The following is a 15476-nucleotide window of genomic DNA, read 5'->3' as shown; positions in this document are numbered from 1 at the left end:
AATATGGAAAATTCATATCGTTTTTTTGAAAACCGGGAATGTAAATATTTTCCTTGTCATAAGGGCTTAGAGGAGTTTAACTGTCTGTTCTGCTACTGCCCATTATACAACCGTGAAGATTGCCCGGGAAATCCTGAATTTGTAGAAAAGCACGGAAAATGCCTTAAAGTTTGTACAAATTGTACTTTTCCCCATAAGCCGGGGAATTATGAGGCCATATTGGAGATTTTGACTTATTAAAAGAATATGTTTTGAATAAAAAAATAAAGCAGATAGTAAATAATAGAGAGATTTCTATAAAGATTTTATGTTTGATATTGCGGAAGCGAGTTTGAAAATCGCTCCTTAGATGTTCTTAAAATCGAAGGCATTCCTGAGATTTTATATAGAACATCTTAGGAGAAGTTGAGAAGGAGCGAGCTATCGTAAGGAAAACTTTGCAAAACCTGTCTGTGGTATAAAAAGTTGCATTAGTAAATTATTCAATGCGATAAATCAAAATTTACTTCTCATTGATATACGGAATCAGTCCGCCTGCTTCTATAATTTTCTGCATAAATGCAGGAAAGGCCTGGCCCTGGAACTGAGTTCCCTTAGTTTTATTATAAATCATGCCACTGTCAAAGTCGATTTCCACCTCATCGCCTGCATCAATGCTTTTAGCTGCTTCAGGACATTCAATAATTGGCAGGCCGATATTAATGGCATTGCGGTAGAAGATGCGGGCAAAGGTTTCTGCGATGACACAGCTGACACCGGCACACCTGATTGCCAGTGGTGCATGCTCTCTGGAGGAGCCACAGCCGAAGTTTTTGTTTGCAACGATAATATCGCCAGGATTTACCTTATTAACAAAATCCTTATCAATATCCTCCATGCAGTGCCGTGCAAGCTCTGCACCGTCAGAGGAATTTAAATATCTTGCCGGGATGATAACATCGGTATCTACATTATCTCCGTATTTATGTACAATTCCATGTGCTTTCATGTATGTTTCCTCCTTTTTATAAGCCTAAATCTGAAGGCTGGCTGATTTTTCCCGTAACAGCACTGGCAGCAGCTACTGCAGGACTTGCCAGATAGACCTCAGAGTCTATATGCCCCATGCGTCCTACAAAGTTACGGTTCGTGGTAGAAATAGCACGTTCACCGGCAGCCAGAACACCCATATATCCGCCAAGGCAAGGACCGCAGGTCGGAGTGCTGACAATAGCACCGGCCTGAATAAAGGTCTTAATAAGTCCCTCCTCTATAGCCTTAAGGTAAATAGCCTGGGTAGCAGGAATGATAATAACACGGATACCCTCAGCAATATGACGGCCTTCGAGGACAGCAGCAGCAGTCCTTAAATCACTAATTCTTCCATTGGTGCAGGAACCAATCACAACCTGATCAATTTTTACATCACCGGCTTCCGCTACGGTCTTTGTATTTTCCGGAAGATGAGGAAAGGCTACCGTTGGCTTTAATGCAGACAAATCAATAGTATAGGTTTCGTCATATTCGGCATCCTCATCCGGTTCGTATATAGTATATTCCTTTTGAGAATGTTCCTTCATATAGGAAATGGTTTTTTCATCTACTGGGAAAATGCCATTTTTAGCACCGGCTTCGATTGCCATATTGGCGATAGTAAAACGGTCATCCATGGAAAGATGGGAGATACCATCACCAGTAAATTCCATAGATTTATAAAGAGCACCATCCACACCAATCGTACCAATGATGTGAAGAATGACATCCTTGCCGCTGACCCATTTGGAAGGCTTTCCGGTCAGGACAAAGCGGATAGCGGACGGAACCTTAAACCAGGCTTTTCCGGTAATCATGCCAGCACCCATATCTGTACTTCCTACACCTGTAGAAAAGGCTCCAAGGGCACCGTAGGTACAGGTGTGGGAGTCTGCACCGATGCAGGTTTCGCCGGCAACAATCAGACCTTTTTCCGGCAGAAGAGCATGCTCAATTCCCATTTCGCCAATTTCAAAGTAATTAGTAATATTATGCTTTTTAGCGTATTCGCGGACACATTTACAGTGCTCTGCAGATTTGATATCTTTATTTGGGGCAAAATGATCCGGAACCAGAGCTATTTTATCTTTATCAAAAACAGTTTTTTTATTTAGCTTTTCGACCTCATGTATGGCTACCGGGCCGGTAATATCATTGGCAAGTACCAAATCCAAGTCGGCCTCAATCAGCTGTCCCGCTTTTACAGATGCAAGATTAGCATGGGCAGCAAGGATTTTTTGCGTCATCGTCATTCCCATAGATTCTTCCTCCTGTATAAATATATTTTGTTAATTTTTGATTTTAGCATAAAAGGGACTGCTATCGCAATCCCTTTTCCAAAGTTTTTTTAATTAAAGCTACATATGATAATAGGCATATTTCATAGCCATTTCTATACAGGCCATTCCCATGGCAAACAACGTCAGCATGGCAAGGATGAAAAAGGCACCGATATCGTATTTGAATTGGTTGCCTTTTTCAGTAAAATGGCTTACCAGAATTTCAATTCCCAGAAAAATAAAGATAACCGGCCAGAGCCGAAGAATCAGCTCATAAGAAATAGCAGCATTAAAAATATGCAGTAAAAAGATACAGCCAAAGGTAATCAGGCTAAGGCCCAGAGTAAAAGTCCCAACTCTACGGGTTTTCATAAGTATCAGCCTCCTTTTCTTCCAGTCCGAGTGCTGTTTTCTTTCCACGAATCAGATGAAGGCCTACGGCAATAATTGCGATGGCTATTAATATCTGTGGCAACCGGATCAGGAATGGCCGCAGAGTGTTTAAAAGAAGAGAAGAAAGGGCCTGTGGAAGAACAGGTAAAATCAGGCTATAACAGTTGCTTAACAGCAGCTGAACTCCGATAATAATAAAAATCAGAGCAATAAGAGGGTGGAATTTCCCATGCAGGATTCCCTTTAATTCATCCAGGTCAAGGTTGAATAAATAGGTATCCTCCAGTGCATAAAAATCTTCATCGGAGAGAGAATTTTTATTAATCGCATCAAAAAGGCTGTAGCAAAGCATAATCGGAAATAAAAAGGCAAGAGCTCCTATATTTAAGTAGGTGGCTAAGAACAAAGTTCCCCAGAAGCAAAACATTAGAGAAATCCCCTGTTTCATAAAGCCAAGGTACATGTGTCCGGCTCCCGGCACTAAAGAAAAGCAGAGGGTAAGGAATTTTCCTTTTCGTTTAATCATAATAAGTTTCCTCCTTTATTGGTTGATTCAAAAAGATTTGGTTCATTTTTTTATTTAGATTGCTTGCTGCTGAATTTAAGGTATTATTTAATTTTTCTGTAAAATCCAGCTTTGGAGGCTCTTGATATTCTATATCGACAGGTGACACCTCTGCTGAGAAATCTCCTGTTGGTAAAGAAAATAAAAGTAAAAGAGCAAGAAAGGCTGCAGCACAGATTTTGGTGCTGTAAAAAAGCCATTGCCTTTTGCGGGCTGCAAAAGAGAGTAAAGAATCCTTGGAAAAGGTATCTGTTTTTTGAAGGACAGCCTCCTTGAAATTCTTAGGAGCACGGTAAAGGCCCGCTTCGTCTGTTTCCCTTGCCAGACGGTCTGCACACCAGGTGCAATGGGAGGTATGGCTTAACAGCTGTATCAAATCCTCTGACGACAACTGACTGGCATGAAATTTTTTGATTTCTTCTTCGGAGATATGTAATTTTAATGTGTCCATAGTCTTACTCCCTTCTCCATAATTTCTTTAACATGTTTTTAGCCCTGTAAATCTGGGTCTGGACTGTTTTGAGGTTTTTATTGTAGTGTTCCGCCATATCCTTTGCAGTCATTTCGTGATAGAAATAGTCAATTGCAATCTGGTCATAGGGTTGCTTCAGACTTTTGCACAGGGAAAGCAGTTTTTCCTGCTCGGAGACCTCCATACAGGAGTCTTCTGGTGATGGAAAAGAACCTTCCATTTCATTGAAAAAGGACTCTTCTGCAGGCTGGGAACGGGAAGCAGCCCGCTTTAGGTGGTCAAGACATTTGTTGGTGGCAATTTTACAAATCCAGGCCCGCTCATTTTGGCCATCAAAGCTGGTGAGATTTTTATAGACGGAAAGAAAAGTTTCCTGGGCTAAATCCTGTGCTTCAAAATAATCGTTTGTCATTTTATAGCAGAGGGACCAGACCAAATTCTGGTATTGCTCCACCAGACGGGAAAATGTTTCTTCCATATAATTATCTCACCACCTTTATCACGTTCTTCTTCCATTATAACGAACTGGAATGAAAAATGTCTTCAAAAATGAAAATAATTTTGAAAAAGTTTAAAAGAAGGAAAAAATATGATATAATATCAAAAAGCTTTGCTTTTTCAAAAGTAATATACGAGGAGAATCAGCATGGATGAAAGGGAGAAACGGGAAGCTGAAGAGGAAAAGCTCATAAAAGAAGCCAGGGAAGAAGCTGCTAGAATTGTAAAGGAAGCTGAGGATACGGCAAGACAGATTTATGGCTCTTCCTTGGAATATGTGGATGACATGCTTTCAGAGGTGAACCTGATTGTATTGCGGAGCAAGGAACTGATGCGTCTTCAGATGGAGAGTATGCTGGAGGAATTTGATGCTAAAATAGATCTTTTATCAGGGCATAAGGAGGAGCTTTTGGAGCTTTTGCGAGAGCATACGGAGGAAGGGCGACAGCCTATTAAGAAGGGGCAGTATGAAATTAAAATTGCAGATGAATGGAAGGAGCGAGTGGAAGGTATGTTAGAGGGAGCAAACAGGCCGTTGGAAGAGCTACTGCCGCAGCAGCCGGAGGAGGAAGAGCCGGAAGGAGAATATTCTGCTGCAGATTTTAATTTAGATGAGGAATATTTTAACTGGCTTGAGGAGCAGGAAAGGTAAGATAGTAGAAAGGAAGAAGTTATGAAAAATACAGGATGGAAAAAATGGCTTCTGATTGACAGACGCCTGCCAAAAAGCAACTATATATTAAGAGCCTTTGTAGGCTTATATTTAATCTATATAATAGGAAATATTGGTAAGGGACTTTCAGAGCCGGATGTGTCTAATGTGCCTTTAATTCTTGCTGCAATGATAGTCTTAGGTATCTTTTGTCTGTTGTGCATTATTTCAGGTGGATATGGACTCTGGAAAAAGGACTATCGTGAAATGCACCAAGATGAAGAAGAAAATATTGAGAAAAAATAACAATAATAGATAAAAAAGAAAAAGAATTTCATGGTTCTCAGAAATATTTTATATGTTAATTTTAAAAATCCTCTGATATAATTTTAACTGTAACAAAAACTTATAACCAAGGGAGGATATGAGAAATATGAAAAAGAAAGTATTAGCATTATTACTTTGTGGTGCTATGGCAGCTACTATGCTGACCGGATGCGGAAGCAAGGAAGCAGATGCTCCAGCTGAGACACCTAGTGTTGAAACTGAAGCACCAGCTGAGACTGGTGAGCCACAGGCTGAGGCTCCAGCAGATGGATGCCCAGGTGTTGATGGACTTAACATCGGTGTATGTATTTACAAGTTCGATGATAACTTCATGACACTCTACAGAACAGAGCTTCAGAAGTACTTAGAGGCAGGCGGAGCTACCGTTACTGTAATGGATGGTAAGAATGACCAGGCAGAGCAGACAAACCAGATTCAGAACTTCATCACAGAAGGTGTTGATGTTCTTATTGTAAATCTGGTACAGTCTACAGCAGCAGCTAACATCACAGATATCTGTAATGAAGCTGGTATTCCAGTTGTTTATATCAACCGTGAGCCAGATGATGCTGAAAAAGACAGATGGACAGCAAATGGTATTAAAGCTACTTATGTAGGTGCAGATGCTAGACAGTCCGGAACTTATCAGGGGGAAATCGTTTTAAATACCGAGAACAAGGGTGATATCAATGGTGATGGAAAGATTTCCTACGTTATGGTAATGGGTGATCCGGAAAATATTGATGCTCAGTATAGAACAGAGTTCTCTATCAAGGCTTTAACCGACGCTAATATGGAAGTTGAAAAGCTCGATGAGCAGCGTGGTGACTGGGATCAGGCAAGAGGTCAGGAAATCGTAGCTAACGCTTTAACAAACTATGGCGAAGCTGTAGAGGTTGTATTCTGTAACAACGATGCTATGGCACTTGGCGCTAAGCAGGCTATTGAGGCTGCTGGAAGAGTAGTTGGAAAAGACATTTACTTATTAGGTGTTGACGCTTTAACAGATGCTCTTGAAGGCGTTATCGACGGAACTATTACAGGTACTGTATTCAATGACCACATTGGACAGTCTCATGCAGCAGCAGAAGCAGCATCTAAGTTTGCAGCTGGCGAAACTCTTGATACCTTAATCGGTGTAGATTACATCAAAGTTACACAGGATAATGCACAGGAAATCTTAGATCTTCTGAAATAATTAATTGTGCAATGATGAATTGACTTGGGTGTGCAAAGCACACCCAAGTTTGTATGAAAGGAAGGTTAAGACATGAGCGACTATTTATTGGAGATGCGTGGAATATCCAAAAGCTTTCCTGGTGTTAAAGCACTTGACAATGTTACAATCAAAGTAAGGCCTGGAACAGTGCATGCGTTAATGGGAGAGAATGGTGCAGGTAAATCTACGTTAATGAAATGCCTCTTTGGTATTTATAAGATGGATGAAGGCGAAGTTTATCTGGAAGGCGAAAAGGTACATATTGCAAACGCCGATGATGCACTGCACAAAGGAATCGCAATGGTTCATCAGGAGCTGCAGCCGATTCCGGAACGAAGTATTGCAGAAAATATCTTCTGTGGAAGATATCCAACGAAAAAGGTTGGTCCACTTACTGTAGTAGACCATAAAAGAATGTATGAGGAAGCAGATCAGCTTCTTAAGGATGTTAGAATGGAATACGATCCGAAGGCAAAGCTGGGAACCTTATCAATTTCCCAGATGCAGTCGGTTGAAATAGCAAAGGCTGTATCCATGAATGCAAAGGTTGTAATTCTGGATGAGCCAACCTCTTCTCTAACTGATAATGAGGTAGAGGCTTTGTTTAGAATTGTAAATGATTTAAGAGAAAGAGGAGTAGGTATTATCTATATTTCTCATAAAATGGATGAAATCCTGCGGATTTCCGATGATGTTTCTATCATGCGAGATGGCCAGTACATCGGAACCTGGGAAGCAAAGGATTTAACGATTGATACTATTATTGCGAAGATGGTAGGCCGTGAGCTTTCCAATATGTATCCACCAAGGGACAATGTGCCTGGCGAGGTGCTTTTGGAGGTTAAGGGGCTTACAAGTATTCAACCGAAGTCCTTTAAGGATGTAAGCTTTAAGCTTCGCCGTGGTGAAATTCTCGGACTTGGTGGTCTGGTAGGAGCCCAGCGTTCTGAGCTTATGGAAGCACTTTTTGGTGTTCGTCATCTGGCAGCAGGAGAGATTCTTCTGGATGGTAAGCCAATCAAGATTCGCAGTCCGAAGGACGCCATTAAAAATGGTATTGGTCTGATTACAGAGGATCGTCGTGGAACCGGTATTTTTGGTGTGTTATCTATTGCAGATAATGTATCAGTGGCTTCTCTTGACCAATATGTGGATATGGGAATTGTTTTAAATGACAAGAAAATAGAAGAACTGGTTCAGGAAAATGTAGCGAAGCTGAGTATTAAGACGCCAAGCTCAAAGACACTGATTCAGTCTCTCTCCGGCGGTAATCAGCAGAAGGTTATTATTTCCCGCTGGCTGGCAAACAATCCGGATATCCTGATTATGGATGAGCCGACTCGTGGTATTGACGTAGGTGCAAAATACGAGATTTACCAGATTATGATCGAATTGGCAAAACAGGGCAAGGCAATTATTATGATTTCTTCTGAAATGTCTGAGCTGCTTGGTATGTCAGATAGAATTTTAGTTATGTGTAATGGACGTCTGACCGGTGAATTAAGTGGTGAAGAGGCTACTCAGGAAAAGATTATGCACTTTGCAACCCAGTTTAATTAAGGAGGAGCTAAGATGAGCACAACAAAGAATATTGACATTAAGAAATTAATTTCAGAAAATATTTTGATTATCATTGTATTGGTAATGGCTATTGGCGTAGGTATCTACCGTCCAAACTTCCTGGGTATCCGTAATATCCAGAACGTTGCAATCAACACAGCCTGCCGTTTTATTATCGCACTCGGTATTTCCGGCTGTCTGATTACTAAAGGTAATGACCTGTCTGCAGGACGTACCGTAGGCTTAGGTGCCTGTATCGCAGGTACTCTGCTTCAGGAAGCTAATTACAGTGGAAAGTTTTATCCAAATCTTCCAGAGATGAATATCCTGGTAGTACTGTTAATCTGTATTGCTATCTGCTGTATCTTTGGTTTTATTAACGGCTGCGTGGTTTCCTTCTGGCAGGTACCACCTTTTATCGCAACCTTAGGTATGCAGACCATCGTTTATGGTATCTGTATGGTTTACACCAAGAACATTCCTCTGGGTGGTTATCGTGAGGACTATCTGTATATTGCAAAGGGTAAATTATTTGGAGTAATTCCTTTCCTGTTTATTATTGCAACTGTAATTGGTATTTTTATGTGGTTCCTTTACAATAAGACCCGTCATGGAAAATATATGTATGCAATCGGTGGTAATGAGGCAGCAGCAGAGGTTGCAGGTATCAACGTTGCAAAGACAAAGATTAAGATTTATGTTTTAGCATCTGCATTATTTGCAATTGCCGGCTTCCTTTTAGGAGCAAAGGCTGGTGGAGCTACTGTTAATACCGGTCTTAGCTACGAGCTGGAAGCAATCGCAGAGTGTACCATCGGTGGTGTATCTACAAACGGTGGTGTTGGTAAGGTATCCGGAATTTTAGTCGGTGTACTTGTATTCGAGATTTTGAAGTCTTCCATGCAGTTCTTAAAGATTGACACTTCATGGCAGTACATTGTACAGGGTGCGGTTATTATCATCGCAGTAGCTCTTGACTTAAGAAAGTATCTGGCCAAGAAGTAATTTTAATTGAATTTATAGTAAAAGAGATGAAAAGGGAACAGGAGCACTAGCCTGCTCCCTTTTTAAGTGCTATTAAGGAAATTTTAGTTGCATTTACTTTGATTTATAATTATAATGAAGGATATATGAAAAATATTAAAGGAGCCCTGTGAATAAGGCACAGGCGGAAGGGAGTAATATGAAAAAGATACTTGAAGTACTGAAACAGGAAGTAACCGATGCATTCGTACAAGCTGGTTACGATGAAAAATATGGAATGGTTACTTTATCAAACCGACCGGACCTATGCCAGTATCAATGTAACGGTGCAATGGCGGCTGCAAAGGAGTATAAAAAAGCTCCTATTATGATTGCGAATGACGTAGTTGCTATTTTGGAGAAGAGTGAGACATTTAAGAAGATAGAAGCGGTAAATCCAGGATTTATCAATATCGTTTTGAGTGACAACTTTATTTCTGGCTATGTAAGTGATATGAGAAAAGCTGGTGACTTTGGTTATGAAAAGACAAAGAATCCATATACCATCGTTGTTGATTATGGCGGACCAAACGTAGCAAAGCCTCTTCATGTAGGCCATTTAAGGGCTGCAGTTATTGGTGAGAGTGTAAAGCGTATTGGTAAATTTGTGGGTTACAACATGATTGGTGATATCCATTTAGGAGACTGGGGTCTTCAGATGGGGCTTATCATTACTGAGTTAAAAAAGCGTCAGCCGGATCTTCCGTATTTTGACGAAAGCTTTACCGGAGAATATCCAGAGGAAGCACCTTTCACTATTTCAGAGCTGGAGGAGATTTATCCTTATGCCAGTGCTTATTCCAAGAAGCATCCGGATTATCTGGAGGAGGCTCGTAATGCTACCTTCCGTCTGCAGAAGGGCGAGAGAGGCTATGCCGCACTGTGGAAGCATATCTGCAATGTTTCTATTGCTGATTTGAAAAAGAACTATGACAGATTGAATGTTCACTTTGAACTCTGGAAGGGTGAAAGCGATGCAGAAAGCTATATTCCGGGACTTGTTGAGCATCTGAAGGAGGGCGGTTATGCACATTATAGCGATGGTGCCCTGGTTGTAGATGTTAAGGAGCCTACCGATACAAAGGAAATCCCTCCTTGTATGATTCTTAAGTCAGATGGTTCTGCACTTTATAATACAACAGACCTTGGTACGATTATTGAGCGTGTGAAGCTTTATAATCCAGGTGCAATGAAATATGTTATCGATAAGCGTCAGGATTTATATTTCCAGCAGGTATTCCGCTGTGCAAGAAAGGCTAAGCTTGTAGGAGATGATGTAGAGCTTACATTCCTTGGCTTTGGTACCATGAACGGTAAGGATGGCAAGCCATTTAAAACCAGAGATGGCGGAGTTATGCGTCTGGAATATATGATTAATGATGTAACCCAGAGCGTATACGAGAAGATTATGGCAAATCGTGAGATTCCTGAGGAGGAAGCTAGAGATACTGCTGAGAAGGTAGCTGTAGCTGCTATTAAGTATGGTGACCTTTCTAACCAGCCTTCTAAGGACTATATCTTTGATTTAGACCGTTTCACAGCCTTTGAAGGAAATACAGGACCATATATTTTATATACTATCGTTCGTATCAAGTCTATCCTGAATAAATATAAAGAGCTTCACAGTGATGTTAGGCCGGAAGAGCTTGAGCTTCTGCCAGCATCCAGCGATAGTGAAACAGGACTTATGCTTGAGCTTACCAAGTTCAGTGATATGATTGATGTAGCCTTTAAGGAAAATGCACCAAATAAGCTGTGCCAGTTTGTATATGATCTTGCAAACGCATTTAACCGTTTCTATCACGAAAACAAAATTATTGCAGAAGAGGATGAAAAGAAACAGGCATCCTGGATTGCATTAATCAGCTATACCTTAGATATGTTGAATCAGTGCATTGAACTGTTGGCAATCGAAGCACCGGATAGAATGTAATGGAGGAGAAAAGCATTGTTTGTTGGAAGGGCAAATGAACTGAAATTTCTGGAAAATTATTATAATAGAAAGGGAAGCTCCATGGTTGTGCTCTATGGCCGCCAGGGAATCGGAAAAACGGAGCTTTTGCGGTTGTTTGCAAAAAATAAGCAGTGCATCTATTATTGTGTAGCAGAATGCTCTGAGAAGGAGCAGAAAAAGAGACTGGCAGACTGCCTTGGAGTGGAAGAGGACTCTTATGAGGAGCTGTTTTATGTAGCGGTAAAGTCTGCACCGGTTCTTATTATTGATGAATTTAATAATGGAGTGAGACAGAGCCAGGAGTTTATGACAGGTATTTTGTCAGCCATGGCTTTAGAGAATGACTGGGGCAGGACCCTGGTTATTCTCGTGTCTTCTTCGGTCAGCTGGGTAGAAAATGATATGGTACGCTCTCTTGGAAGGGCGGCCTTGTCAATTTCTGCCCTTCTTAAGCTGAAAGAGCTGAATTTTATGGATATTATGACACGTTTCCCAGAGTATTCCGTAAAGGAATGCGTGACAGCTTATGGTATTCTGGGTGGTGTTCCGGCGTATTTAAATTACTGGAACAAAAACCGAAGTGTAAAAGAAAATATTATGGCATTGTTCCTACATAAGGATGGCCGTTTATATAGAGAAGCAGAAGACTTTTTAAAAACAGAGCTTCGGGAGCTTCCATTGTATAATACGATTCTTGCTTATCTGGCAGCTGGGAAAAACCAGCTGAATGAGCTGTTTGAGGAAACTGGTTTTTCCAGAGCCAAGATTAGTGTATATATCAAAAATCTAATTGAAATGGATATTGTGGAAAAGGTATTTTCTTATGATACAAAGGGAAAGGAAAATACCCAAAAGGGCTTGTACCGGATTAAGGATACCTTTCTGTTATTCTGGTACCGCTTTGTGTTCCCCAATCTGTCTGAGCTTGAGTTTCGGCAGATAGAGGAGGTTTATGATAGGAAAATAAGGCAGGAGCTGGAAAAATACCTGGAGCTTTCTTTTATAAAAGTGTGTCAGGAATATATGCAGCTTCTAAGTGATTATAAAAAGCTTGATTCTGCTATTGAGCAGCAGGGCAGCTGGTTTGGAAAGGAAGGCAGGCTGGACCTTTTAGGACAGTTTTCCAATGGTTCCTTCTTTGCCGGTGGCTGCAAGTGGAGTCCGGAGCCTTTTTCTGAGGAGGATTTTATGAAAATTCTTTATCTATCAGAAAAAGCAAAGGTAGAGCCGGACTACTATTATCTGTTTTCCCAGAACGGCTTTGCATCCAGTATGGAGGTAAAAGCAAAGGGAATGGATAATGTAATTCTGATGGATTTGGAGGATATGTGATGTATAGAGAAGTGTCAAAGCTGGTAATGTACCGGAAGCTTGAGAAGGACAGCATTCTTTTAGGACTTTCGGATATCTGCCGGGATTTTTACAGCCATGCGTATGAAAAAGAGGAGCTGATTACCCGAATTTACCGAAAGATACATAAGCTTCTGGAAATCAGCACGGAGTACGCCTTTGACAACAATTTATGGCATAATTATCTGGCCTATATTTTGGCTACCAATGAGAATCCATTCAGTGTGATTTCTGAAAAAGTGGGTCCTTCGGAGGGCTCGGCAATGGAATTTGCCAAAAATGACTTCCGCATTTTTAAAAGATTATTTGAATATGATTTTTCAGAGCTGGAAAAGACACTGGGTATCAACTGCTTTACTGTTGTATTAAACTATCATGCTATTGCTAAGATTGAAGGACGATACAATAAAAATGTCAGTGAAAAGGTAAAGACCTTAAGCCACCAGATTGAAGGAGCAAGGGATGAAAATGAGATTTACGATATTGTAACAGCCTTTTACAAGGCTTACGGTGTTGGAAAATTTGGCTTGAATAAGGCCTTTCGTCTGTTTCCGGGAGAGGAGGGCGAGCTGATTCGTCCGATTATTAATACGGAAGAGGTATATTTATCAGACCTGGTGGGCTATGAGCTTCAGAAAAGGAAGCTGATAGAGAATACCGAGGCTTTTGTAGAGGGTAGAAGCTGTAATAATGTCCTATTGTTTGGTGACAGTGGTACCGGAAAATCAACCAGTATTAAGGCGATTTTAAATGAGTATTATGACAGAGGCCTTAGAATGATTGAAATTTATAAGCACCAGTTTCAGGAGCTTTCCAATGTTATTGCCCAGGTTAAAAACCGAAATTACCGGTTTATTATTTACATGGATGATTTGTCCTTTGAGGAATTTGAGATTGAATATAAGTACCTGAAAGCGGTTATTGAAGGCGGTCTGGAGACAAAGCCGGATAATGTACTGATTTATGCAACCTCCAACAGAAGACATCTGATTCGCGAAACCTGGAGCGACAGAAGCGATGTAAAGCATGAGGATGGTATGCATCAGTCAGATACGATGCAGGAGAAGCTTTCCTTAGTAAACCGTTTTGGTATCAGTATTCATTATTCTAAGCCAAGCCAGAAGGAGTATTTTGAAATTGTAAAAGAGCTGGCAAAAAAGCATCCGAATATTACGCTGTCAGAGGAGGAGCTGACTATGGAGGTCAATAAGTGGGAGCTTTCCAATGGTGGCATTTCAGGAAGAACGGCCCAGCAGTTTATTAACTACCTGGCAGGAAAAGAGGCTTTGTGATGGGTAAGATAAAATTAATTGGGCTTGATTTGGATGGCACCCTATTAAATGATAAAAAGGAGCTTTCCGGGCGTAACCGGAAGGCTATTGAAAGAGCTGCTGCCCAGGGGGTTTTTATTGTACCGGCGACAGGAAGACCTTTAGTAGGACTGCAGACACCGGTGCTAAGTCTTCCGGTAAAGTATGCACTAACAGCGAATGGTGCTGCAGTATATAAGCTTACGACAAAAAGGCGGATATACGCGGCAGGTATACCTAGAGAAAAGGCATTAGCAATTCTTTCTATGCTTCAGGAATATGATGTGATGGAGGATTGCTTTATGGATGGCCACGGCTATGGCGAAAAGGAAAAGCTTCTGCAAAGTGATTTATATGCGATGCCTGAGGTTGTACGAGCTTATATCAAGGCAACCAGAAAACAGGTGGAGAATCTTTCAGAATACATTCGGGAAAATGACTGTATGGTAGAGAAGATTACTGTGAATTTTAAGGAAAAGGATGGTACTCTTTTGTGGGAAAAGGAGATTCGTGAGCGGCTTTCAAAAGAATTTCCAGATTGTGCTGTGGTAAAGGGAGTACCGACAAACTTAGAAATTACAGATGAGCAGGCCACAAAAGGTAATGCTATCCTTAAACTGGGAGAACTTTTGGGAATTTCCCGAGAGGAAATCATGGTTTGTGGCGATAGCCAGAATGATATGGAAATGATAAAGGCAGCAGGGCTTGGAGTGGCCATGGGAAATGCGATGCCTGAGGTTAAAAAAGCCGCTGATTATATTACCTTATCGAACGAAGAGGATGGAGTGGCGGCGGCCATTGAAAAATTTGTGATAGGAGATTAAAATGCAGACAAAGGATTTTGATTTTTATCTGCCGGAAGAGCTGATTGCACAGGATCCCTTAGAGGATCGTTCCAGCTCACGGCTTTTGGTATTAGATAAGAAAACAGGAGAAAGAACACATCGGATTTTCCGTGATATTGTAGAGTATCTTGAACCGGGAGACTGTCTGGTGATTAATAATACAAAGGTAATTCCAGCTAGATTAATCGGCGAGAAGGAAGGAACGGGAGCTCATATAGAGCTTCTTTTGCTGAAAAGAAAAGAAAAGGATATCTGGGAAACCTTAGTAAAGCCAGGGAAAAAGGCAAAACCAGGAACAAGGATTTCCTTTGGTGGTGGCCTTTTGACTGGTGAGATTATAGATGTAGTAGAGGAAGGAAACCGACTGGTTCAGTTTACCTACGAGGGCATTTTTGAAGAGATTTTAGACCAGCTGGGTCAGATGCCGCTACCTCCATATATCACACACCAGCTTCAGGATAAGAACCGTTATCAGACCGTATATGCCAAATATGAGGGTTCTGCAGCGGCACCGACAGCCGGACTTCATTTTACAAAGGAGCTGCTTCAGAAAATTGAGGAAAAAGGAATTGTGATTGCCAATGTAACTCTGCATGTAGGCCTTGGAACCTTCCGGCCGGTTAAGGTTGAGGATGTAACAAAGCACCACATGCACTCAGAGTTTTATCAGGTAGAAAAAGCAGAGGCTGAAAAAATCAATGCAGCAAAGGCTTCAGGGCATCGGGTCATCTGTGTGGGAACCACCAGCTGCCGCACCATTGAATCTGCCGCAGATGAGAATGGTATTGTAAGGGCAGGAAACGGAAACACAGAAATCTTTATTTATCCGGGATATTCGTTTAAGATACTGGATGCTTTGATTACGAACTTTCATCTGCCCGAGTCCACGCTTTTAATGCTGGTATCCGCTCTGGCAGGCAGAGAAAACATTCTGGCAGCCTATGACGAGGCGGTAAAGGAAAAATATCGATTCTTTAGCTTTGGAGATGCTATGCTTATACACTAATGAAAAAAGGC

At 41.1% G+C, this 15476-nt stretch carries 17 protein-coding genes; 11 read left to right on the top strand and 6 right to left on the bottom strand.

The genetic code is table 11. From position 1 onward, the window contains the following. Nucleotides 1-3 precede the first annotated feature (3 nt). Nucleotides 4-240, top strand: a complete 237-nt coding sequence (locus tag ASU35_RS07535) for a cysteine-rich small domain-containing protein (protein ID WP_058352415.1) — start codon at nucleotides 4-6, stop codon at nucleotides 238-240. A gap of 262 nt (nucleotides 241-502) precedes the next feature. Here ASU35_RS07535 and leuD read toward each other — a convergent pair whose 3' ends face one another. The 6 genes from leuD to ASU35_RS07505 all read right to left on the bottom strand — a co-directional run bounded on the left by leuD (nucleotide 503) and on the right by ASU35_RS07505 (nucleotide 4199). Next, nucleotides 503-988, bottom strand: coding sequence for a 3-isopropylmalate dehydratase small subunit (leuD, locus tag ASU35_RS07530; RefSeq protein ID WP_058352414.1), 486 nt, complete (start codon nucleotides 986-988; stop codon nucleotides 503-505). A gap of 16 nt (nucleotides 989-1004) precedes the next feature. After that, nucleotides 1005-2270, bottom strand: a complete 1266-nt coding sequence (leuC, locus tag ASU35_RS07525; protein WP_058352413.1) for a 3-isopropylmalate dehydratase large subunit — start codon at nucleotides 2268-2270, stop codon at nucleotides 1005-1007. A gap of 99 nt (nucleotides 2271-2369) precedes the next feature. Next, on the bottom strand, nucleotides 2370-2663 hold the full coding sequence (locus tag ASU35_RS07520) for a LiaF transmembrane domain-containing protein (RefSeq protein ID WP_058352412.1): 294 nt from the start codon (nucleotides 2661-2663) through the stop codon (nucleotides 2370-2372). Further along, complete coding sequence (locus ASU35_RS07515) at nucleotides 2650-3210, bottom strand: hypothetical protein (protein WP_058352411.1); 561 nt, start codon at nucleotides 3208-3210, stop codon at nucleotides 2650-2652. The genes ASU35_RS07520 and ASU35_RS07515 overlap by 14 nt, the downstream gene beginning before the upstream one ends. Further along, nucleotides 3203-3700: a hypothetical protein gene (locus ASU35_RS07510; RefSeq protein ID WP_058352410.1), complete on the bottom strand. Its 498-nt coding sequence runs from the start codon at nucleotides 3698-3700 to the stop codon at nucleotides 3203-3205. The genes ASU35_RS07515 and ASU35_RS07510 overlap by 8 nt, the downstream gene beginning before the upstream one ends. Before the next feature lie 4 nt (nucleotides 3701-3704). Then, nucleotides 3705-4199, bottom strand: a complete 495-nt coding sequence (locus tag ASU35_RS07505; protein WP_058352409.1) for an RNA polymerase sigma factor — start codon at nucleotides 4197-4199, stop codon at nucleotides 3705-3707. Between the two features lie 168 nt (nucleotides 4200-4367). Here ASU35_RS07505 and ASU35_RS07500 point away from each other — a divergent pair, with 168 nt between their 5' ends. From ASU35_RS07500 to queA, 10 genes are all read left to right on the top strand, one after another. Beyond that, on the top strand, nucleotides 4368-4871 hold the full coding sequence (locus tag ASU35_RS07500) for a hypothetical protein (protein ID WP_058352408.1): 504 nt from the start codon (nucleotides 4368-4370) through the stop codon (nucleotides 4869-4871). Between the two features lie 21 nt (nucleotides 4872-4892). After that, a complete protein-coding gene (locus tag ASU35_RS07495) occupies nucleotides 4893-5177 on the top strand; it encodes a hypothetical protein (protein WP_058352407.1) in 285 nt (94 codons plus the stop codon). Between the two features lie 127 nt (nucleotides 5178-5304). Further along, nucleotides 5305-6396, top strand: a complete 1092-nt coding sequence (locus tag ASU35_RS07490) for a galactose ABC transporter substrate-binding protein (RefSeq protein WP_341416468.1) — start codon at nucleotides 5305-5307, stop codon at nucleotides 6394-6396. A 72-nt stretch (nucleotides 6397-6468) separates the two neighbouring features. Continuing rightward, entirely contained in the window at nucleotides 6469-7977 is a 1509-nt protein-coding gene (locus tag ASU35_RS07485; RefSeq protein WP_058352405.1) for a sugar ABC transporter ATP-binding protein, read from the top strand. A 12-nt stretch (nucleotides 7978-7989) separates the two neighbouring features. Then, nucleotides 7990-8982, top strand: a complete 993-nt coding sequence (locus ASU35_RS07480; RefSeq protein ID WP_058352404.1) for a galactose/methyl galactoside ABC transporter permease MglC — start codon at nucleotides 7990-7992, stop codon at nucleotides 8980-8982. A gap of 178 nt (nucleotides 8983-9160) precedes the next feature. Beyond that, complete coding sequence (argS, locus tag ASU35_RS07475; RefSeq protein ID WP_058352439.1) at nucleotides 9161-10933, top strand: arginine--tRNA ligase; 1773 nt, start codon at nucleotides 9161-9163, stop codon at nucleotides 10931-10933. Nucleotides 10934-10948: 15 nt separating this feature from the next. Beyond that, nucleotides 10949-12286: an ATP-binding protein gene (locus ASU35_RS07470; RefSeq protein WP_058352403.1), complete on the top strand. Its 1338-nt coding sequence runs from the start codon at nucleotides 10949-10951 to the stop codon at nucleotides 12284-12286. Next, nucleotides 12286-13596 carry an ATP-binding protein gene (locus ASU35_RS07465; RefSeq protein ID WP_058352402.1) on the top strand — a complete coding sequence of 437 codons (1311 nt, stop codon included), beginning with the start codon at nucleotides 12286-12288 and terminating at the stop codon, nucleotides 13594-13596. The genes ASU35_RS07470 and ASU35_RS07465 overlap by 1 nt, the downstream gene beginning before the upstream one ends. Further along, a complete protein-coding gene (locus ASU35_RS07460; RefSeq protein ID WP_058352401.1) occupies nucleotides 13596-14438 on the top strand; it encodes a Cof-type HAD-IIB family hydrolase in 843 nt (280 codons plus the stop codon). Before ASU35_RS07465 ends, ASU35_RS07460 begins: the two co-directional genes overlap by 1 nt. A gap of 1 nt (nucleotide 14439) precedes the next feature. Then, a complete protein-coding gene (gene queA / locus ASU35_RS07455) occupies nucleotides 14440-15465 on the top strand; it encodes a tRNA preQ1(34) S-adenosylmethionine ribosyltransferase-isomerase QueA (protein ID WP_058352400.1) in 1026 nt (341 codons plus the stop codon). Nucleotides 15466-15476: the final 11 nt, after the last annotated feature.

The sequence above is a fragment of the Acetivibrio ethanolgignens genome (genome assembly GCF_001461035.1).
Classification (GTDB): Bacteria; Bacillota; Clostridia; order Lachnospirales; family Lachnospiraceae; genus Velocimicrobium; species Velocimicrobium ethanolgignens.
Note: the sequence above shows the minus strand (reverse complement) of the source record. Positions and strands in the feature narration are given on the sequence as shown.